The sequence below is a fragment of the Burkholderia sp. COPS genome (assembly GCF_019425585.1).
Lineage (GTDB): Bacteria > Pseudomonadota > Gammaproteobacteria > Burkholderiales > Burkholderiaceae > Burkholderia > Burkholderia cepacia.
Window position 1 is genome coordinate 170,485 of the sequence record NZ_WIXR01000019.1, and the last position, 21,135, is coordinate 191,619.

The following is a 21,135-nucleotide window of genomic DNA, read 5'->3' on the forward strand; positions in this document are numbered from 1 at the left end:
GTCAGATTGAATCGTGATGCGAAAAGTTCGAGGCGCGCTGCACGCCGGTTTCGCGCGCCTCTCTCGACCGTTCGATGCCGACGACAGCCGAGTAACGACGCAAAGTCGAAAGCTAGACGACCACGCTACCGACATAGTTTTCCGCCATGGACCTCGCCGCAGTTTCGGACGTGGTCACGTGCTCGAGCTCGGCGACCTGCAACTGCTGCTCGAACGGCGAGGCATCGTCGAGGCGATGCATCATGCGGGTCATCCAGTAGGAGAAATGCTCGGCACGCCAGATCCGCTTCAGCGCAAGCTCACTGTACGAAGCGAGTTGCGCTTCATCGCCGGTCCGGTAATACGCGTCGAGTCCGCTGCTCAGGATCCGTACGTCGGAGACTGCCAGGTTGAGACCTTTTGCTCCGGTAGGAGGAACGATATGAGCGGCGTCGCCGGCAAGAAACAGTCGGCCGTGCTGCATCGTCGTCGAGACGAAGCTCCTCATGCCGACGATATTCTTCTGAAAAATCTTCCCGTCGACAACGCATTGACCATCGGCGGAGTCGACACGTGCGTGCATTTCGGCCCAGATCCGGTCGTCGGACCAGTTGTCGACTGAATCTTTCGGGTCGCACTGGAAATACATGCGCTGAACCGTCGGCGAACGAGTGCTGACCAATGCAAAACCACGATCATGACGCGCATAGATCAGCTCGTCCGCGGACGGCGCACCTTCGACCAGAATGCCGAACCAACCGAACGGATAGACGCGCTCGAAATCGCGGCGAACGCTCTCGGGAATCGCCGAACGGGACACCCCTTGCGAACCGTCGCATCCGATCACGAAATCACAGTCCAGCGTATGCGATTGCCCTTGATGCACGAACCGTATCGACGGGGCCGACGTGTCGATGTCGTGAAGCGAGACATCCGCGACACCAAACAGGATAGAGCCGCCCGCAGCAACGCGAGCCGCCACCAGATCCTTGATGACTTCGTGCTGCGCATAGACGGTGATGGCCCGCCCGGTCAACGCCTTGAGGTCGATGCGCCGCCGCTTTCCGTCGAACGCGAGTTCAAAGCCGTGATGCAACGCACCTTCCGCCTTCATTCGTTCACCGACACCGGACGCTTCGAGCAGGTCCATCGTCCCCTGCTCGAGTACACCCGCCCTGATCGTCGATTCGATCTGCTCGCGTCCGCGGGTTTCGAGCACGACGGACTCGATACCATTCAGATGCAAAAGATGAGAAAGAAGGAGGCCGGCAGGACCGGCGCCAATAATGCCTACTTGAGTGCGCATGCTATCTCCAACTGAAGGTACTGTCAGACGCTTTCCGTCATTCGGTTGAACATGAGCGACGTCGTTACGTGCTCTGCGCGGAGCGCGTAACCTACGTCACCCTCGACACTGATCTCAAGCACCCTTGATGGGCGGAATATGGCGACGCACGATCATCAGGCAGATGAACACCATCGCCATCGCGGCGCCCAGCATGCCCAGGTACGCAGACGCTCCACCCTGCGTGATCACGAAGGCCCCCGCGAACGCGCTGAGAATCGCGCCGAGCCGCCCAAACGCGAGCGCGGATGCGGTCCCGGTCGCGCGAATCTCGGTGGGATAGACATACGCGCAAAGGGCATACATCGTCGACTGAACCGCGTTCACGAACAGACCGTGCAACCCGATTCCGAACACGAGCAGCGTCGTGTGGGCAGAGACGTCGAGACCGCGCAGGAAAAGTGCGCTCGCGCACGCCATCAGGCAACAGACGAGCAAAGGCCAGCGTGATCCGAACCGACCGATTGCCACCGCGCAGCTTATTGCGCCGAATACGCCGCCCAGGTTGTAGGCGGTAAGACCCGAACCCGCCACCGAAGGGCTGAGCCCCTCCCCTGCAAGCATCGTCGGCAGCCAGCTGAATGCGCTGTAGACCGCGATCAGGTTCATGAAGAAAGCGACCCAGATTGCAATCGTGTCGCGGCCTTGACCGTCCGCGAACAGCGCACGAAAGCCTGGACGCTGTACCGCTTTCTGTTCCTTCTGATCGGCGAACACGGCGTCCGGCTGAACCGAGCGGGACATGCGGGTCAACAGGTGACGCAGTTCGTTCCAGCGTTCCTGATGACGCGCAAGATAACGTGGCGATTCCGGCATGACGAAATACAGCAGGAGCGCCAGTGCGACGGGAAGCGTGCCGCCAATCAGAAAGAGCCCGCGCCAGCCGTAATGCGGAAGCACGACACTCGCGAACAGCCCCGCAAGCATGCCCCCCAGCGGTACGCACACGATGGTTGCGGTCACGGCGAGCGTCCGCCGGCGAGCAGGCGTAAATTCCGCCGTCATGGTCGTCGCGCTCGGCAGTGCGCCGCCGATACCCAATCCCGCGAAAAAGCGCAGGATCGCAATGGTCGTGACGTCCGGCGACAGCGCGATCGAGCTCGTCGCCAGGCCAAATACCAGCACGCTCCCGATGATCGCCCAGCGCCGACCGAACCTGTCCGCGAACAGCCCGGCGAACGCGCTGCCGATGCCCATGCCGACGAGGCCGGCGGCAACGGCGGGCGCAAATGCGTTGCGCGTGATGCCCCATTCCTTGATCAGGCTGGGAATGGCGAACCCGATGAGTTGCCCATCGAATCCATCCATCACGATCGCAAGTGCGGCGAGCAGGACGACCGTTCGCTGGAACGCCGAGAACGGCCCATCGTCGAGGGTGCGGCCGATATCTACGGTGGGCAGACGCGGATTACGATCGTTCATTTCGCGCTCCCGGCCCGGCCGGCGAAGTCCGAATCGCAGTCCTGAGCAATTGGTTTTCCGACGTGACGGTCGGACTCGAACCAGGTGCGATCGAGCGACGACTCGAAATTGATGACAGGCATTGCAGTCTCCTTAAGCCGATCGCTCGTCGTTCCAGGAGCGAAGGCATCTCAACGGTATCGGGTTGTTATTGTGTTCGTGCCCACCATCCGGAAGCCCATCGCATCCATGGCGAGCATCACGCGCGCTGACCGCGACAACGATCAGAACGGATAGTGACGAGGCGTCGTTTGCACGGTGATCCAGCGCAAATCGGTAAATTCCGCGACTCCGGCTTTGCCGCCGAAATGCCCGAAACCACTGGACTTCATCCCGCCAAACGGCATCTGCGCCTCGTCGTGAACCGTCGGCCCGTTGACGTGGCAAAGCCCGGACTCGATCCGCTTCGCTACCGTCAACGCCCGCGCGACATCACGGCTGAAGACCGCCGCCGACAGACCATATTCATTGTCGTTTGCGCATGCGATGGCCTCGTCGTCTCCATCGACGCGGACGATCGCCTTGACTGGCCCGAACGACTCCTCCCGGTAGATATGCATGTCCGCCGTCACGTGATCGAGCAACGTGGCCGGCATCAGCGTGGTCTCGGATTTCCCGCCGCACACCAGGGTCGCGCCTTTCGCCAGCGCGTCGTCGATCAGGTCGTTGCATCGCCTGACGGTCGCCATGTCCACGACGGAGCCGAGGACGGCCGGGCCCTTTCTCGGATCGCCAAGCGGCAGGCTCGTCGCCTTCTCGGCCAGACGCGCGACGAATTCATCGGCGATCGCCGTGTCGACGACGATGCGTTCGGTGGACATGCAGATCTGGCCGGAGTTGGCGAACGCGCCGAATGCCGCGCCTTGCACGGCGGCGTCGAGATCGGCATCGTGAAGCACCAGAAACGGCGCCTTTCCGCCGAGTTCAAGTACCGAAGGCTTCAGATACTTCGCGCACTGGGTCGCGATGATGCGGCCGACGCGCGTCGAACCCGTGAAGTTCACCCGTCTGACCGCAGGCTCGGCAATCAGCGCTTCGACAACGTCGCCGGCATTCGCCGGCGCGTTCGTGACGAAGTTCACGACGCCACGCGGCAGTCCCGCGTCCTGCAATGCCTCGATGATGAGGCCGTGGGTCGCGGGGCAAATTTCGGAACCCTTGAGCACGACGGTATTGCCGCACGCCAGCGGCAACGCAACCGCACGCACGCCCAGGATGACGGGCGCGTTCCACGGCGCGATCCCGAGCACGACGCCGGCGGCCTGCCGAACGCCCAGTGCGAGACTGCCGGGCACATCGGACGGAATCACTTCGCCCGAAATCTGCGTGATCATCGCAGCCGCTTCGCGCAGCCCGTCGGCCGCAAGCTTGACGTTGAAATCCGCCCACAGGCGGGACGCGCCCGTTTCGGTTGCCATTGCCAGCGCGAACGCGTCGCCTTTTTCTTCGAGCGCATCCGCGGCCCGATTCAGTAGAGAGCGTCGCTCGCCGGGGCCCATCGCCGACCATGCGGGAAACGCGGCGGCCGCCGCATGCACCGCCGCTTGTGCATCGGCGACCGTCGCGGCCGGCGCCGTCGAGGCAACCGTGTCGTCGAGCGGGTTGCGGCGCTCGAATGTCGCGCCGTCGCGAGCCATCGCACGCTCGCCGTTGATCAACATCGTTACCTGATTCATTACCGTCTCCTGGAATATTCTTGAAAAACCTGCCTGCCGAATCACCGGCTCGCGGTCAGGCCACGACAATTTCGACGACGCGTGTTTTTCCCGAAGACAACGCGTCTTCCAGCGCGGGCTTCAGCGACAGCGCGTCGCTCACTCGAACGCCTTCGCACCCCATGCTGTTGGCCAGGGAAACGAAATCCAGCCCTGGCAGGTCGGTGCCCTGTACCGGATCCGATGCGGCGAAGCCGAACACGGGCGCGAATTCCTGCAAGGCGGCGTAGCGCGAGTTATTCAGGATCACGAATGTGATCGGAAGATCGAGCTGGACCGCGCTATAGATCGCTTGCGGCGAATACATCGCCGAGCCGTCGCCGATGAGGCCGATCACGCGGCTGCCGGGTCTGGCCAACGCGACGCCCACCGCGGCGGGCATGCCGTAGCCCAGACCGCCGCTTGCCATCGTGTAGAACGTCTGACTGCGCGTGAACGGCAGATAACGTTGCATGACGGGGCGCGAACTGGGCGCCTCCTCGACCACGATATCGGTAGCGTGGCGGACCTCGGACAGCGTCTGCAACGCGTAGGCGACCGACATGACCGCGGAGGGCTCGGCGCGCTCGACGGCCTCGCGAGGCGCCGGCAGCGGCCGGCCTCGCGGCGCCGGACGGGCGAGCAGGTCCGCAAGCCCCAGGCGAATGTTCGCCACCACCGACGTGCCGACCGGCGTCCACGCGGCGGTGGCCGGATCGTCGATGAGCTGGTACAACGCCGCACCGTCAGGCACATGCGGCCCACTGCCTTCGACGTGATACGCAAACGCCGGCGCCCCGACGACGAAGATCAGGTCATGCCCGTGCAGAATCCGGACGATTTTTTCGCGCATCGCCGGAAGGAATCCGGCGAAGAGCCGATGATCTTCAGGGAAGCTGCAGCGCGACGACATCGGCGCAACATAAACCCGCGCGTTGTGGCGCTCGGCAATCTGGATAATCTCGCTCCAGGCATCGGCGCGATCGAGTTCCGCGCCGACGACGATGGCCGGCCGCTGGCAGTGATCCAGCGCATCGCCGATCTCCGCGATCCGTTCCGGATCGGGGCGGGACCGGGTGCTGACCCGTGTCGCCTCGACGAAGCCGGCCGGTTGATCCCAGTCGTCGACCGGAATGGAAACGAACACCGGGCCACGCGGCTCCTGCATCGCCACGTGGTACGCACGGGCAAGCGCCAGCGGCACATCGGCGGCACGAGCCGGTTCGATGCTCCATTTCACGTAGGGGCGCGGCAACTCTGTTGCCTGCGATGCCGACAGAAACGGTTCGAACGGCAGGATCGAGCGGGCCTGCTGGCCGGCGGTCACGATCAGCGGCGTGCGGTTCTTGAACGCCGTGAAGATGTTGCCCATCGCGTTGCCGACGCCGGCCGCCGAATGCAGGTTGACCAGCGCGGCGTTGCCGGTCGCCTGGGCATACCCGTCAGCCATGCCGACCACAACCGCTTCCTGCAGGCCCAGCACGTACCGGAAATCCTCCGGGAAGTCGCGGAACATGGGCAGTTCGGTCGAGCCGGGATTGGCAAACACGGACGTCATGCCGAGGCGCCGCATCAAGTCCACGACGGCATCGCGAACGGTCGGCTGCCCACTTGTATTTCGTTGCATCTCGAATCCTCTGCGGTTCGCCATTCGGGCTGGCGGTGATTGGATGAGCCGCAGTATGGGATTCGATACCTTGTTTGAAAATTGCCAATAATGCTCAAAGTCATTACATTTAAGCATGGCATCACCGAGTGGCCTGACGGGCCCATTCAGGCCGGAAGCCTTACCGGGCGGGGCTGAGCGCCGCCAGCACCGGTTTTCCGGCAGCCGCCGCGAGCGTACGCGGCGGTGCCTTTCAGGGAAGACACCTAGCGCCGTCCAACCCGGGACCCTGTTCCCCCCCTTTATTCCCTTTCAATCAGGTTCGCCGCGATGAGTTTCAATCTGCAGCAGTTGACGATGTTCACGACGATCGTGTCCGCCGGTAGCCTGGGACGAGCCGCGACGCTGCTCGACATGACCCAGCCCGCGCTGAGCAGATCGATCAAGCGGCTCGAGGAATCGGTCGGGGCGCCGCTGTTCGAGCGCCACACGAAAGGGATGCAGCTGACCGCGCTGGGCGAGGCATTGATGCCGCATGCGATGTTGCTGCAACGGGAAGCCGAACAGGCGCGCGAGGAACTGGACGCGATGCGCGGCCTCGCGAAAGGCGTCATCAAGGTGGGCGCGGTGGGCAGCATCGCGAGCCTCGTGCTGCCGATGGCCATCGCGTGCGTGCTCGAGAAATGGCCCAACCTGCGCGTCGAGGTGATCGAAGGCGTGTGGGATCGTCTCGTCGAGGGTTTGCTCGCTTACGAGATCGACCTGGCGCTCTGCACCTCGGGAATCGAAACCGACGAGGTCGCTGCGCTCTCCGATTGTTCATGGACCGACCGGAGTTTCGTGGTCGCTGCGACCGATCATCCGTTGCGCTCGACGCGCGGTCTGCGGCTCGAAGACACACTGACACAACGGTGGGCGCTCACGCCCAAGGGAACCGGACCTTATGCCCACATGCAGGAGACCTTCAGGGCCCGCGGTCTGCCGATGCCGGCCATTGCAGTCGAGACCCGTTCGGTGACCGTGCTCAAAAGCCTGGTAGCACGATGCGGCTTCGTCTCATGGATGGCCGAGCCGATGTACGACACCGAAAGCAAGGCTGGCGTCATTGACGCGCTGGACATCGAAGGCCTGGATGCGCAACGCACTCTGACGGCATTCCGGCGCCGGCGTGGCACGCTACCCGCGCCCGCCGTCAAGCTGCTGGACGAATTGCGTCACCTGACGGGATCTTTGCGCAAGGACGGGCAAAGCCTGTCTTGATGGCCGTGAATCGGGCGGGCCCGCGATTCGTGCGTTTTGGCATGACCCGACGCACACCCCGCCTTGTTCAATTGAAGTCAGCCCGGGTCTGGCGCCGCGTTTGCACGTTGATGCGCCGTCGCCAGCAGTCGCCACCCAGGGAATCCTGATGAGGATGCGTTAGTTCAAGCATCAAGCATCAAACATCCGGATCCGGAATCCGCGCCGACTGAATCACAACCAGCGTATCCCCTGCCTCGATCCTGCAAGGCGGATCCTCGTAGAACGAAAAAATCTTCCCGCACCGATCGAGCCCGACGACGATCGCACCCGGCACGACGTTCGTCATGCAGCCGACCTCTTGCGGCATCGCCTCGCGCTCCAGCAGCGTCGCGCGCCCGCGCGTCGACAGCATGTCGTTCACGAACGGCACGATATAGCGGCTATGCACGGCGTCCGCGAGCAGCAGCGCGCCGATCTTCGTCGACGACACGATCACGTCGGCGCCCGCCTGCCGCAGTTGCCGCTGGTACAGGTTCTCCTGGATCCGGACGACGATCTTCGTATCGGGCGCGATGCTGCGCACCGACAGCGTCAGCAGGATCGCGGTCGGATCATCGGTCACCGAAATGATCACCGCCTTCGCCGAACGCACCTGCGCCTGCTGCAGCAGATCCTCGTGCGCGGGATCGCCGAGCAGCCCCGTCACGCCGAGCGACGTCGCGGCCTCGAGCGCCTGCTGCTGCGAATCGATCACGATGACCGTCGCCGGATCGACACCGCTCTCGAGCAATTCGCGCACCGCGATCGAGCCCGACAGGCCATAACCGCATACGACGATGTGATCGGACAATTGCTTTTGCAGGCGTTTCATGCGGAATTCCTCGACGACGCGCTGGATCACGAACTGATAGGCCGTGCCCAGGAAAATGAACCAGATGACGATGCGGATCGGCACGATGAAGAACGCATCGATGAGTCGCGCCCGTGCGGTGACGGGCACGATGTCGCCGTAGCCGACCGTCGCGACCGTGACCATCGTGAAGTACACGAGATCGGCGACGGTCATCGGCGTGCTCTTGGTCGAATCGCGCAACCCGTCGCGATCGAGATACAGCACGAGGAACGCGAGCGTGCACAGCAGCACGACCGCGCCGAGACGGAACAGCAGCGTGCGGCGCGGCGACGTCGCGGGACGCGTGAACAGCGTGCGTGCGCGCGGCGCCTGCCACGGATTGCGCGCGCGCCGCAGGCGTGAGCGCAACGAGCGGCGCTGGGCGGAGGGCGATGCCAACGGGGAATCTCCTGAAGGATGCGGGCTCGATTCTACGATGGGTCGGCCGCGACCGTCCGACGTCATCGCATCGACTCGTCCGTTACAGCATGCTGCGCGGCCGCACCATCGTGCCGTCGACGAAGCGCTGCGCGCGAAACGCCGACAGGTCGAGCGACGGCGCACCGGTGTCGATCCATTCGGCAAGCAGCCGCCCGACGATCGGCCCCATCGCGAAACCGTGGCCGCAGAACCCCGTCGCAATCGCGAGCCCGGACGGCGTGCCCGGCGCGTCGATCACCGGAATGCCGTCGGGCAGCACGTCGATCAGGCCGGCCCAGGCCTCGACGATCTGCGCGTCCTTCAGCGCGGGAAAGATCGTCTTGAGTTTCGCGAGTGCACGCGGCGCATGCGCGCGATTCGGCTGCGGCTGCGGATCGCGCGGCTCGATCGGCCCGGTCGCACCGTTGATGCGCGCAAGCGCATCGCGCCAGGCAGCCCCGTTCACGTGCAGCCGGAATTTGTCGCGCTGCGACCAGAACTCCGGCCAGAACAGGCTCAACCCGCGCAGGTGGCCGAGCGTCAGGTCGACGTCGACCTGCATGTCGTCGGCGAGATTGATCGCGCCGTTCTTGCGCTGCCGGATGCCGAGGCCGTGCCCCCACACCGTCGATGCCGACACCGGCGGCACCACATTGGTGCGCATGCAGGTACCGCGGACGGCCTGCTGCGGCAGCCGGATGCCGACGCCGTCGAGCAGCCGGAAGCTGGTCGCGCCCGCCGCGCAGATCACGCGCCGCGTGCGGATCGTGCCGCGCTCGGTCACGACGCCGACCACCGCGCCGCCGGCCGTCTCGATCGCGGTCACGCCGCAGCCTTCGAAGAAGCGCGCGCCGGCCTCGACGGCACGCGCGGCGAACGCGGCAGCCACCCGGCGCGGCTCGGCCTGCCCGTCGGTCGCGGTATACAGCCCGCCGAGCGTGCGTGCCTGCGGCGAAAGGCCGCTGACGCGCTCGTCGATCTGCGCGCGCGTCAGCGTGCGCGTGTCGAGTCCGTGTTCGCGCGCAACCGCGAGCCAAGCGTTGAACGACGCCCAGTCCGTTTCGTTGTCCGCAATATAAAGACAGCCGCCCTGCCGCCATTCGAGATCGAAACCGAGGGTTTCCTCTAACGCTTCCCAGATCCGCATGCCGGCCATCATCAGCGGCACCTCGGCAGCTTCGCGGCCCTGCTGCCGCACGAAGCCCCAGGCCCGTGTCGACTGCTGCCCGGCAATACGCGACTTGTCGAGCACGACGGCCTTCAGGCCGCGCAGACCCAGGTAATACGCGGCTGCGCAGCCCATGATGCCGGCGCCGGCGATCACGACGTCGGCGTCGGCCGGGAATGGCGAATCGCCAAGGGTCAGGGTATCGTGCAGCGGATAGGTGGTCGTCATTGTTTCCTGTCAGGGGTTAATGCATCCGGATACGGGCGGCGGTGGTAACGTCGTGACACACCTTTCACACAAACGCACCTTTCACCACGCTGAATAACGACCATTTTGCGGTAAAGTTATCTTTTCCGCGCGTGGCCGGTCGGCTCGCCCCTGGACGTCACGAAGACTGTCCGTCGAGACTGCCGCAAGGCGTCGTTCTGAACGTCACGATCCGTTCCCGTAGCATGACCACTGAAGCAATCACCACGGATTCCCTCGCGGTTGCCGAGCGCGTGCGCGAGCTGATGACCCGCAACGGCATCGGCAAGCGCCAGCAGACCACCGAGCTGTGCCGCATCCTCGACCTGAGCTTTTCGCAAGGCCATCGTAAGCTGCGCGGCAGCAGCCCCTGGACGCTCGCGCAGATCAAGAAAGTCGCCGAAGCGTACGGCGAACCCGCCGCGCAGCTGTTCGGCGCGCAAACGCTCGACCCCGGCATGGTCGGCGCGTATTCGCAGGAGGCCGTACTTTATGCGGGCGTCGCCGAGATTCCGTGCACCGCATGGATCGGCGCGCCGCTCGAAGCCGGCGCGCGCCCCGAATTCGTCGCATATGAGCAGAACGGCCGCTGGCGCGTGCTGCGCCACACCGGCGTGCTGTACCAGAACGCGTACGACGTGCACAAGATCGAGATCTATCCGCGCCGCGCGGAGAGCGACAAGCTCGTCGTCGCGGTGATCGACCCCGATCGCGTCAGCGCGACCGAGCTGTGCCGCTATCTCGAACGCCAGGGTTTCGCGACGGCCGCATTCGACGGCCTCGCGCCGTTCGTCGACGCGCTGCAGGGCCAGGCCTTCGACGCCGTCCTGACCGAATGGCTGTTCGACGACAGCACGGCCGCCACCGCGATCAAGGCCGTGCGCACGTCCGACAACCCGGGCGCGCCGATCTTCGTGCTGACGGGCGACCTGCTCACCGGCCGCGCGAGCGAGGCCGACATCAGCGAAGTGATCCGCGCGTTCGACGTCGTCTGCTACGAAAAACCCGCGCGCATGGCGATCCTCAGCGCCGATCTCGCGAAACGGCTCGCACGCGGGTAACGTCCCCGGGCCGTTCCCCGTCCGGACGGCCATCGTCCGCGCGGCACGGCGGTCGTGAACAGGGTCGTGGATCAGTACAATAGCCGCACCCGTTCACGCCCACGCCGGCATCCGCCGCCCGACGCCATGGCCCGCCTCATTCCCGACGACTGGAAAAGCCTCGCCGCGACCGGCGCGGCCGAACGCGAGCGCGAAACGCTCGCGGCCCTCGAACACGCGCTGCCCGACGGCTACACCGTGTATCACGGCGTGCACTGGACGCGCGCCGACCAGGCGTTCTCGGTGTTCGGCGAGGCCGCGTTCGTCGTCGTGAGCCCGGCCGGCCGCGTGCTGCTGATCGAGCAGAAAGCCGGCTTCCTGCGCGAAACGCCGAAGGGGCTCGTGAAGGTCTATCTGCAGAAGGAACGCAACGTCCCGATCCAGCTCGCGCGCACGCAGGAAACGCTGCACCGGCGCCTGACGGCCGCGCTCGGCGCGGGTGTCTACGGCGTCGAGGCGCTGCTGTACTGCCCCGACTACTCGATCCGCGACGCGTCGATCGCCGGCGTCGCCGCCGACCGCATCGTCGATGCGTCGCGCAAGGCGCAGCTCGCGCAGGTGATCCTGCGAATCCTGCCCGAGGACGACGAGCACTTTCCGAACGCGCCGAAACTCCACCATTTCCTCGCGGACGAGCTCGCGCTCACGCCCGATACGAGCGCGCTCGTCGGGCAGGCGGGCACGCTTGTCACGCGGCTGTCGGGCGGGCTCGCCGCATGGGCGCGCCAGCTCGAATTCGCGCCGTTCCGGCTGCGCGTCACCGGCACGGCCGGCTCGGGCAAGACGCAGCTCGCGGTGCAGGCGATGCGCGATGCCGTCGCGGCCGGCAAGCGCGTGCTCTACGTGTGCTTCAACCGGCCGCTCGCCGACTACATCACGCGCATCGCGCCGCCCGGCGCGAAGATCGCGAATTACCACCAGCTGTGCGACTGGGTCGCGCGCGACGGCGGATATACGCCGGACTTCCAGGTGCCCGGCGAATTCGAACGGCTCGAGGCGCGCTTCGCGCAAACGCCCATTTTTGAACGCTGGCGCTTCGACGTGCTGGTCGTCGATGAAGGACAGGATTTCCATGCGCCGTGGGCGGCCGCGCTGGAACGCCTGCTGGTGCCGGACGGCGCATGGTGGTGGCTGGAAGATCCGCTGCAGAACCTGTACATGCGCGAGCCCGTCGCGCTGCCGGGCTGGGTCACGCTGAAGGCGCTCACGAACTACCGGAGCCCGCGCGACCTGCTCGAATTCGTGCGCGACATCGTCGGCAGGGTCGAGCCGCTCGCGGCCGAGCTGCGCTCGGGCAGCCCGTTCGACGGTTCGGATCCGTCGGTGTCGGCGTACGGGGAAGAAGGCGCGTCGCAAGACGCGTTGGCCGAAGCCTGCGTCGACGCGACCAAGCGGGCGATCACGCACGCGCTGTCGCTTGGCTTTCGCAAGCAGGACATCGCGGTGCTGTCGTATCGCGGCCGCGAAGGCTCGGTGCTCGCGCCGCTCGACCAGCTCGGCCCGCACCGGCTCAAGAGTTTCACCGGCAAGTACGACCTGTTCGGCAACCCGGAATATCGCGAAGGCGACGTGCTGCTCGATTCGATCTACCGCTTCAAGGGCCAGTCGGCGCCGTGCGTGATCCTCACCGAGGTCGACTTCGACACGCTCGACGCGCGTGCCGCGCGCAAGCTGTTCGTCGGCGCGACGCGCGCGACGATGAAGCTGCTGATCGTCGCGTCGTCGCGCGCGGCCGCGCAGCTCGCGGCCGTCTGACGTAATCGGCGGGCGACCGGCGGGCAAGCGCCCGTCGTGTCGCCGCCCACCGTCGCTCACGCCACCCGGAACGCCCCCACCGCGCGACGCAGCCCGTCCGCCTGTTCCTCCAGCGAAGCCGCCGCAGCCGCAGCCTGCTCGACGAGCGCCGCGTTCTGCTGCGACACCTGGTCCATCTGCGACACCGCGCGGTTCACCTGTTCGATCCCGTCGCGCTGCTCGTTCGACGCGGCCGCGATCTCCGTCATGATGCCCGTCACGCGGCCGATCGCCTGCTGGATGTCCTGCATCGTCGTACCGGCCACGCCGACGAGCCGCGAGCCGTTCGCGACGCGCTCGACCGATTCGCCGATCAGCGTGCGGATTTCCTTCGCCGCCGACGCCGAGCGTTGCGCAAGCGTGCGCACCTCGCCCGCGACCACCGCGAAGCCGCGGCCCTGCTCGCCGGCACGCGCGGCCTCGACCGCCGCATTCAGCGCGAGGATGTTGGTCTGGAACGCGATCCCCTCGATCGTGCCGATGATGTCGGCGACCTTCTGCGAGCTCTGGTCGATCTCGTTCATCGTGCCGATCACCTCGCCGACCACGGTCGCGCCGCGCGTGGCGATCTCGCTCGCGGTGTCCGCGCAGGCCTGCGCCTCCACTGCGTTGTCCGCGTTCTGCTTCACGGTCGCGGTGAGCTGCTCCATGCTCGCGGCCGTCTCCTGCAATGCGGACGCCTGTTCCTCGGTACGCTGCGACAGGTCGGTGTTGCCGGCCGCGATCTGGTGCGTCGCCGTCGAGATCGCCTCGGAACCCTGGCTGACCTGGCGCACGGTGTCCGCGAGGCTGCGCTGCATGCCGGTCACGCCGTTGACCAGTTCGGCCATCTCGTCGCGCGACGACCAGCGCACTTCCGACGTCAGGTCGCCTTCCGACAGGCGGCGGAAATGCGACAGCAGGCGGTTCACCGGCTGCGTGATCGCGTAATGCAGGCCGATCGCGCAGCCGAGGCACGCGGCCAGGCCGAACGCAATACCCGCGATCGCGCCCGCACGCATCCAGCCGTAGTAGGTCTGCGCGGTGTCGTACACCTCCTTGCCGCGTGCGCCCTGGTACGCATCGAGCGCATCGGTCGCCTGCGTGAGCGCAACCGACAGCGGCGGCGCGACCGCCATCAGCAGCCGGTCGGCCTCGTCGCGGCGGCCGTCGCGGACCGCGTCGATCATCGGCTTCAGCGCCTGCCCGATCAGCGCCTGGCGCGCGGCATCGAGGCGGCTCGCGAGCGGGCCTTCGTCGCCGTCGTGCGGCATCGACGCATAGCCGCGCCACGCGGTGTCGGCCTTCGCGAGATAACTCTCGGCCTTCTTGACGAGATCGGGCACGTCCGGCGCTTCCGGGTGCAGCAGCGCGCGGTCGAGCGTCGTGCGCACGATCGTCAGGTTGAGACTGGCCGCCGACAGCGCGGTCTTCGCCGCCAGCTGTTGCGTATAGGCCTCGTCGAGCGCGCGGTTCGAGCTCTGCATGCCGGCGAGGCCGATCAGCCCCGACACGACGAGCAGCGCGGCGACAAGGCCGAGCGTGGAGAAGATCCGCGTGCGGATCGAGAAACGGGAAAACAGGGCGTTCAGGTTCATGACGGGACGTGAGCGGTGAAAAGTGCCGCGGCAATCGGTCCGCAGCACGCTGTATTACGGTTTGCCTGCAAAAAACTTGAGCCCGGCCCCGCTTTCCGGCTGATCCCGGTCAATTTTTCGCGTCGGCAATCTACTGTTACGGTTGCAACAGATCGAGGCTGGGCAGAAATTGACTGGTCAACTATCCGTCGTTATAGTTCGAACCAATTCCCTGCCATGGCAGATATATCGATGACCACCGACACCCTCCTCACTCCGCCGGCCGCCGACACGGCCCGCCGCGACGCGCCGACCGGGCTGATCGTCGCCGCGCTGTTGCTCGTCATGCTGCTGTCCGCGCTCGACCAGACGATCGTGTCGACCGCGCTGCCGACGATCGTCGGCGAGCTCGGCGGGCTCGACCAGTTGTCGTGGGTCGTCACCGCATACCTGCTGTCGTCCACCGTCGTGCTGCCGTTGTACGGGAAGCTCGGCGACCTGTACGGCCGCAAGATCGTGCTGCAGGCCGCGATCGTGCTGTTCCTCGCCGGCTCCGCGCTGTGCGGCGTCGCGCAGGACATGACACAGCTGATCGTGCTGCGCGCGCTGCAGGGGCTCGGCGGCGGCGGCCTGATGGTCGTGACGATGGCCGCGATCGGCGATCTGGTGCCGCCCGATCGCCGCGCGCGCTATCAGGGGATGTTCGGCGGCGTGTACGGCCTCGCGACGATCGTCGGCCCGCTGCTCGGCGGCTTCCTGGTCGAGCACCTGTCGTGGCGCTGGATCTTCACGATCAACCTGCCGCTCGGCTTTCTCGCGCTCGCGGTGATCGGCGTCGCGTTCCGGCCGCACACCGCGCACGTGAAGCACCGGATCGACTACATGGGCGCCGCGTTCCTCGCGACCGCCCTCACCTGCGTGATCCTGTTCACGAGCGAAGGCGGCTCGCTGCTGCCGTGGACGTCGCCGCAGCTGTGGATGACGCTCGTGCTCGGCGTCGTCGCGATCGGCGGCTTCATTTACGAAGAACGGCTCGCGGCCGAGCCGATCATGCCGCTCGAACTGTTCCGCCATCGCACCTTCGTGCTGGTCAGCCTGATCGGCTTCGTCGTCGGCATCGCGCTGTTCGGCTCGGTCACGTTCATTCCGCTTTACCTGCAGGTCGTGAAGGGTTCGACGCCGTCGCAGGCCGGGATGCAGCTGTTGCCGATGATGGGCGGGATGCTCGTGACGTCGGTCGTCAGCGGCCGGCTGATCTCGCGGCTCGGCTCGTACCGGATGTTTCCGATCCTGGGCACGCTGACCGGCGGCGTCGCGATGGCGCTGCTGTCCACACTGACGCTCGATACACCGCTGCACACGATGTATGCGTACATGGCGCTGCTCGGGATCGGGCTCGGCATGGTGATGCCCGTGCTCACGCTCGCCGTGCAGAACACGGTCGAATTCCGCCACATGGGCGTCGCGACGTCGGGTGCGACGCTGTTCCGCTCGATCGGCGGCTCACTCGGCGTCGCGGCGTTCGGCGCGCTGTTCTCGCACGGGCTGCAGTCGCGGGTGATGGCTGCGCTGCCGGCCGGCACGGAGCTGCCGCCCGCGCTCGGCCCGGCCGCCGTGCACCAGTTGCCGGATGCCGTGCGCGACGCGTACCTGCATGCGTTCGCCGGCTCGCTGCACGTCGTCTATCTCGCGGCGGCGATGGTCATCGCGATCGCGTTCGTGCTCGCGTGGTTCGTCGAGGATGCGCCGTTGCGCAAGCACAACTGACTGGCCGGTGAACCGCGATGCAGCCGCCGGGCCGCCTCGCGATTCGCGGCCACCCGCCGTTACGGCACCAGCACGACCCCGCCCGTCGTCGCGCGCGACTCCAGCAGCCGGTGCGCATCGGCCGCCTGTTCGAGCGGCAGCCGCGCGCCGATCTCCACGTGCATCCCGCTCGCCAGCCGTTCGAGTGTCGCGCGCGCAGCCTCCCGATAACCGTCGACGTCGCGCGCGATGAAGCCGAGCACGCTCGGCCGCGCCAGCGCGATCGAGCGCGCCGGCCCCAGTTCGTCGAGATCGAACGTGTGCCGTGCGCCGATCGCGGCCACCTGCCCGATGCTCGCGACCATCCCGAACGGACGGACCGCACCGAGCGTGCGCGTCAGCACGTCGCCGCCGATTCCGTCGATCGCGTAATCGACCCCGGTGCCGCCGCCGAACACGCGCGCCGCCGCGACGAAATCCTCCTCGCGATAATCGACGACCACCTCGGCGCCATGCGTGCGCACGAGCGCGGCTTTCGCGGCCGACCCGACCGTACCGATCACCCGCGCGCCGAGCGCACGTGCCCATTGCGTCGCCAGCAGTCCTACACCGCCGGCGGCGGCATGCACGAGCACCGTGTCGCCCGCGCCGACCTGCCGGACGCGATGCATCAGCATGTAGACGGTGATCCCTTTCAGCAGCCCGGCAGCCGCTGCGTCATCGCTCAAGCCGTCGGGGATCGGCACCACGCGCTCGGCCGGCATCGTGCGCAGGTTCGCATAGCTGCCGGTCGGCATGCCCGCATACGCGACGCGCTGGCCGGGGACGAGATCCGTCACGCCCGGCCCGACCGCGTCGATCACGCCGGCCGCCTCGACGCCGAGCGCGTCCGGCAGCGCGGGCAACGGATGCGCGCCCGTCCTGAAATAGATGTCGACGAAATTCACGCCGATCGCGGTCTGGCGAATCCGTACCTCGCCGGCATCGGGCGGCGCGACGGGTGCATCGACGCGGCGCAGCACGCCGGCGTCGCCGTAGCGGTCGATCCCGATCCGGATGGCGGTCGTGGTTTGGGTCATGACGTTCCTCGCAATCGAATGAAGTGACACGATCATCCCATCGTGCATAATCGATCGGAATTCCCTCTGATCGCCCATCCACTGTGCAAAATTCGACCGATCGAGCATCCCCGCCCACGGCCGCGCCGCCGATGAGCTGGGACGACATCCGCTACTTCCTCGCGGTGATGCGCGGCGGCAGCCTGTCGGCGGCCGCGCGGACGCTGCAGGTTCAGCATTCGACGGTCGCGCGCCGCATCGACGCGCTGGAATCCGCGCTCGGCATCCGGCTGTTCGACCGGCTGCCGCGCGGCTGGCCGCCCACCGACGAAGGGCTGCACCTTGCCGAGCACGCCGCACGCCTCGAAGCGGACGCGCATGCGTTCGCGCGCGCCGCCCAGGGTGCGGCGGCACTCGACGGCGTGGTACGCGTATCGGCGTCGCCGGTGTTCGCCAGCCATTTCCTCGCGCCGCGCCTGGCCCGCGCGCAGCGCGCGTGGCCGGCGCTGCGGATCGACCTGATGGGCGAGATGCACGCGGCGAACCTGTACGCGCGCGAAGCCGATCTCGCGGTGCGGCTGTCGCGGCCGACCGAGCCGGGGCTCGCGGCGCGCCGGCTCGGCACGATGCGCTTCGCGCTGTGCGCGTCGCCGGAATGGGCGAGCGCGCCGCCCGACACCTGGCCGTTCGTCGGCTACGACGACGCGCTCGCGCAAACGCCGCAGCAGCAGTGGCTCGAGCGTTTCGCGGCCGGGCGCCGTTTCGCGTTCATCGCGAACGACCTCGCCGCGCAGCATCGCGCGTGCGCGGCGGGCGCCGGCGTCGCGCTGCTGCCGCGCTTTCTCGTCGCCGATCCGGCCGCGCAAGCCGCTGCGCCGCTCGTCGAACTCACCGCCGCGCCGCGTTGCGATATCGAGCGCGAAATCTGGCTCGTCGTCCACCCGGACGTGCGCCGCTCGCCGCGCGTACAGCATGTCGCGGATGCGATCGCCGAGGCGGTGCGTGCGGCGGATGGGCGGCTCTGACGCCCCGGCCTCGTCAGAACCGCTGCTGCAGCCCGGCCATGATCCCCAGCTGGCTCTGCCCCGTTTCGACGGTGCCACCGGCGGCGACTGCCTTGCCTGCGGTCGCGCCGTTCAGCATGTAGCCGACCGACGTATAGACGCGCGTCCGCCTGGACAGCTGATGGTTGGCGCGCCCGGCCAGCAACGTCGCGTTCGCGTTGCTCGCGGGCCCGCGTTGCAGATAACGCGTGCCTTGTGCATCGAACGTGACCGTGGGCGTCATCGCATAGGCCACGCCCGCGAAGACGATATCGGTCTGCAAATGGCCGGCCGCCGCGACGTTGTTCCTGATCCATCCCGCACCGAGCTTCGCGCGCCCCATCACCGCATAGCCGCCGACGACGCCGTGCGTGCTCGTATGGGCGCTGCTGTCGAGCGGCGCCGATGCGCCGGCCCCGCCGCGCTTCACGTCGTATGACACTGCAACGCCAAAGCGCGCCGCGTCGTAAGCGACCAGCGCCGTATATTGCCGGCAGGCGAGCGGATTGCCCGGCACCTGCCCCGCGCAGCCGGTCGCGGAAGGCCCGGCCGGCCCGGCGGCATCGCGGCCGAAGCTGTAGGTGCCGCCGATCGTGAGCCCGCGGAACTTGCCCAGGTAACCGATCGCGTTGTCGCTGCGCGCATTCGGCAGATAGGCGTCGAAGTTGCTCGGCGAATGAATGGACGGCCCGATCACGTCGGCATTGGCCAGCGCATGGGCCGTCATGTTCATTTGCCTGCCGAGCGTGAGCGTTCCGTATGCGCTGCTCAGCCCCACGTTCGCCTGCCGGCCGAACAGTCTCCCGCCGTAGTTGAGCCGACCAGTGCCGGGCTGAAAGCCGCTCTCCAGCACGAAAAACGCCCGGTTGCCGCCCCCGAGGTCTTCGGTACCCTTCACGCCCCACCGCGAAGGCAATTCGCCGGTCAGATGCGGCATGCCCACCGCCGATCCGCCCTTCGCCGCATGGTTGTAGTACGAAATGCCGGTGTCGACGATGCCGTACAGCGTCACACTGCCCTGCGCCTGTACGGTGCCCGTCGTCGCGGTCAACGACGATGCGAACACACTCCACCCCAGCATCGCCTTCGACGCCCTTGAATCGAGATGCATGACTGACTGTCCCCTTTCACAGGATGCGGGCCGCGGCGTCGCCGTGCGCGAACGGCCGACAGCCGCGCGCCGGCGCCGCGGATAAGCGGTTCAGGACTGCCGGGCGGACGACACGTGCCGTTCGGCAGCCGAAGCCGCCAGGCCGTGGCGCGACGCCGAGCGCCGCTGATCGATCAAGCCGACCGCGACGGCCGCCACCAGCGCGGGCAGCCCGATCGCCATGAAGTTCTGTGCCAGCGGCAGATCGATGCCCACCAGCACGCCGATCACGATCGGCGCCAGGATCGCGCCGCTGCGGCCCACACCCAGCGTCCAGCCGATGCCGGTCGACCGGATCGCCATCGGATAGAACTGCCCCGCATATGCGCAGTTGACGATCTGCGTGCCGATCGTCGACGCACCCGCGAGGCCGACCAGCACGAACAGCAGCGCGGTCGGCATCGGGTAGCCGAGCAGCGTGATCGACACGGCGGCAAGGAGGTACATCGACACCAGCACCGTCTTGATCGGCAGGCGATCGGCCAGCCAGCCGCCGCCGATCGCGCCGGCCATCGCGCCGGCGTTCAGCACCAGCACGAACGTCAATGCCGAGCCGAGGCTGTAGCCGGCGCCCGCCATCAGCCGCGTCAACCACGAACTGAGCGCGTACACCATGAACAGGCACATGAAGCACGCGATCCAGAACATGACCGTGCTGAACCCGCGGCCGTCGTCGAACAGCTGCCGGACCGGCGCGTTGCCCGTGTGGTCGACGCGCGGAACGACATAACAGTCGCCCGGTTGCCGCCGATAGGCGGGATCGAGCCGCTGCGCGATGCGCGCGAGTTCGTCCGTCCTGCCGTGCCGGATCAGGAACGGCAGCGATTCCGGCATCCATTTCATGAGCAGCGGGACGAGCAACACCGGCGCGCCCGCGGCGACGAACACGGATTGCCAGCCATGGGCGTCGATCATCCCCTTGCCCATGACCGCCGCCAGCATGCCGCCGACGGAATAGCCGCTGAACATCAGCGTCACCAGCGTATTGCGCACGCGGCGCGGCGCGTATTCGGTCATGTGGGCGATCACGTTCGGCATGACGCCGCCGATGCCGATGCCGGCGAGAAAGCGCGCGACGCCGAACAGCACGGGCGTCGGCGCCAGTCCGGCCGCCGCGGTGAAGACGCTGAACAACGTCAGGCAGGCCGCGATGGCCCGGCGGCGCCCGATCCGCTCGACGACGGTCCCGAACACGATGTTGCCGAACATCATGCCGAACAGCGCCGAGCTGACCATGAAGCCGGCCTGCGCGGGGTTGACGCCCATCTCCTTCATGATCGCCGGCAGCGCGATGCCGGCCACCGCCAGGTCGTATCCGTCGAACACGATGATCAGCGCGCACCAGAACAGCACGACGCCGTGCAGCTTGCCCAGGCGCGCATCGTCCGAGAGCGCCTGCAGGTTGATTTGACGCATGGAGCTTCCTTCCTTTTCCAGAGGGGATCCGGGCCCGGCGGTAGCCGCCGCATGACGCGAGTTCGAACCAATACGATCGATCGACCCATCAATTTAGTAGTTGTACGAATCATTGGCGTGAAATGCGCCGCTGTTCGTCCGGCTGCCGGCGCAGTGTAGGAAGCCACAATGATTTCCACTATCCGGAATTTGCAGGCCGCTCGCGAATCCGGTTCGTTT

Annotated in this window: 16 protein-coding genes; 5 read left to right on the forward strand and 11 right to left on the reverse strand. The window is 66.8% G+C overall.

Annotated features, from left to right (window positions below; all coding sequences use genetic code 11):
- Positions 1 to 112: 112 nt before the first annotated feature.
- The 5 genes from FOZ70_RS19205 to mdlC form a co-directional block, all read right to left on the reverse strand.
- Positions 113 to 1,285 carry a 4-hydroxybenzoate 3-monooxygenase gene (locus tag FOZ70_RS19205; protein ID WP_219706489.1) on the reverse strand — a complete coding sequence of 391 codons (1,173 nt, stop codon included), beginning with the start codon at positions 1,283 to 1,285 and terminating at the stop codon, positions 113 to 115.
- A 114-nt stretch (positions 1,286 to 1,399) separates the two neighbouring features.
- Positions 1,400 to 2,746 carry an MFS transporter gene (locus FOZ70_RS19210; protein WP_048022527.1) on the reverse strand — a complete coding sequence of 449 codons (1,347 nt, stop codon included), beginning with the start codon at positions 2,744 to 2,746 and terminating at the stop codon, positions 1,400 to 1,402.
- Complete coding sequence (locus FOZ70_RS38105) at positions 2,743 to 2,868, reverse strand: hypothetical protein (protein ID WP_258025663.1); 126 nt, start codon at positions 2,866 to 2,868, stop codon at positions 2,743 to 2,745. The genes FOZ70_RS19210 and FOZ70_RS38105 overlap by 4 nt, the downstream gene beginning before the upstream one ends.
- A gap of 141 nt (positions 2,869 to 3,009) precedes the next feature.
- Positions 3,010 to 4,461: an aldehyde dehydrogenase gene (locus FOZ70_RS19215; protein WP_059650337.1), complete on the reverse strand. Its 1,452-nt coding sequence runs from the start codon at positions 4,459 to 4,461 to the stop codon at positions 3,010 to 3,012.
- Positions 4,462 to 4,516: 55 nt separating this feature from the next.
- Positions 4,517 to 6,106, reverse strand: a complete 1,590-nt coding sequence (gene mdlC / locus FOZ70_RS19220; RefSeq protein ID WP_219706491.1) for a benzoylformate decarboxylase — start codon at positions 6,104 to 6,106, stop codon at positions 4,517 to 4,519.
- Positions 6,107 to 6,415: 309 nt separating this feature from the next.
- On the opposite strand from mdlC, the gene FOZ70_RS19225 reads away from it, so the two are divergent.
- Positions 6,416 to 7,345: a LysR family transcriptional regulator gene (locus FOZ70_RS19225; protein ID WP_021156881.1), complete on the forward strand. Its 930-nt coding sequence runs from the start codon at positions 6,416 to 6,418 to the stop codon at positions 7,343 to 7,345.
- Between the two features lie 178 nt (positions 7,346 to 7,523).
- Here the strand turns inward: FOZ70_RS19225 and FOZ70_RS19230 are convergent, their stop codons facing one another.
- Together FOZ70_RS19230 and FOZ70_RS19235 are read right to left on the reverse strand one after the other, a co-directional pair.
- On the reverse strand, positions 7,524 to 8,618 hold the full coding sequence (locus FOZ70_RS19230) for a potassium channel family protein (RefSeq protein ID WP_021156880.1): 1,095 nt from the start codon (positions 8,616 to 8,618) through the stop codon (positions 7,524 to 7,526).
- 82 nt (positions 8,619 to 8,700) lie between these two features.
- Positions 8,701 to 10,035, reverse strand: coding sequence for an FAD-binding oxidoreductase (locus FOZ70_RS19235; RefSeq protein WP_021156879.1), 1,335 nt, complete (start codon positions 10,033 to 10,035; stop codon positions 8,701 to 8,703).
- Between the two features lie 224 nt (positions 10,036 to 10,259).
- Here FOZ70_RS19235 and FOZ70_RS19240 point away from each other — a divergent pair, with 224 nt between their 5' ends.
- On the forward strand, positions 10,260 to 11,114 hold the full coding sequence (locus FOZ70_RS19240; RefSeq protein ID WP_006485970.1) for a helix-turn-helix domain-containing protein: 855 nt from the start codon (positions 10,260 to 10,262) through the stop codon (positions 11,112 to 11,114).
- Positions 11,115 to 11,240: 126 nt separating this feature from the next.
- Positions 11,241 to 12,908 (forward strand): ATP-binding domain-containing protein, encoded by a 1,668-nt coding sequence (locus tag FOZ70_RS19245; protein WP_219706492.1) that lies wholly within the window; start codon positions 11,241 to 11,243, stop codon positions 12,906 to 12,908.
- Between the two features lie 56 nt (positions 12,909 to 12,964).
- Here the strand turns inward: FOZ70_RS19245 and FOZ70_RS19250 are convergent, their stop codons facing one another.
- Complete coding sequence (locus FOZ70_RS19250) at positions 12,965 to 14,524, reverse strand: methyl-accepting chemotaxis protein (RefSeq protein ID WP_060052250.1); 1,560 nt, start codon at positions 14,522 to 14,524, stop codon at positions 12,965 to 12,967.
- Positions 14,525 to 14,755: 231 nt separating this feature from the next.
- On the opposite strand from FOZ70_RS19250, the gene FOZ70_RS19255 reads away from it, so the two are divergent.
- Entirely contained in the window at positions 14,756 to 16,270 is a 1,515-nt protein-coding gene (locus FOZ70_RS19255; RefSeq protein ID WP_219706494.1) for an MDR family MFS transporter, read from the forward strand.
- 59 nt (positions 16,271 to 16,329) lie between these two features.
- Here the strand turns inward: FOZ70_RS19255 and FOZ70_RS19260 are convergent, their stop codons facing one another.
- Positions 16,330 to 17,328: a quinone oxidoreductase gene (locus FOZ70_RS19260; RefSeq protein WP_219706496.1), complete on the reverse strand. Its 999-nt coding sequence runs from the start codon at positions 17,326 to 17,328 to the stop codon at positions 16,330 to 16,332.
- Between the two features lie 131 nt (positions 17,329 to 17,459).
- On the opposite strand from FOZ70_RS19260, the gene FOZ70_RS19265 reads away from it, so the two are divergent.
- A complete protein-coding gene (locus FOZ70_RS19265) occupies positions 17,460 to 18,332 on the forward strand; it encodes a LysR family transcriptional regulator (RefSeq protein ID WP_219706498.1) in 873 nt (290 codons plus the stop codon).
- A 13-nt stretch (positions 18,333 to 18,345) separates the two neighbouring features.
- Here the strand turns inward: FOZ70_RS19265 and FOZ70_RS19270 are convergent, their stop codons facing one another.
- Both FOZ70_RS19270 and FOZ70_RS19275 read right to left on the reverse strand, forming a co-directional pair.
- Complete coding sequence (locus FOZ70_RS19270; protein WP_042972972.1) at positions 18,346 to 19,431, reverse strand: porin; 1,086 nt, start codon at positions 19,429 to 19,431, stop codon at positions 18,346 to 18,348.
- A 120-nt stretch (positions 19,432 to 19,551) separates the two neighbouring features.
- Positions 19,552 to 20,916, reverse strand: a complete 1,365-nt coding sequence (locus FOZ70_RS19275; protein ID WP_219706500.1) for an MFS transporter — start codon at positions 20,914 to 20,916, stop codon at positions 19,552 to 19,554.
- Positions 20,917 to 21,135: the final 219 nt, after the last annotated feature.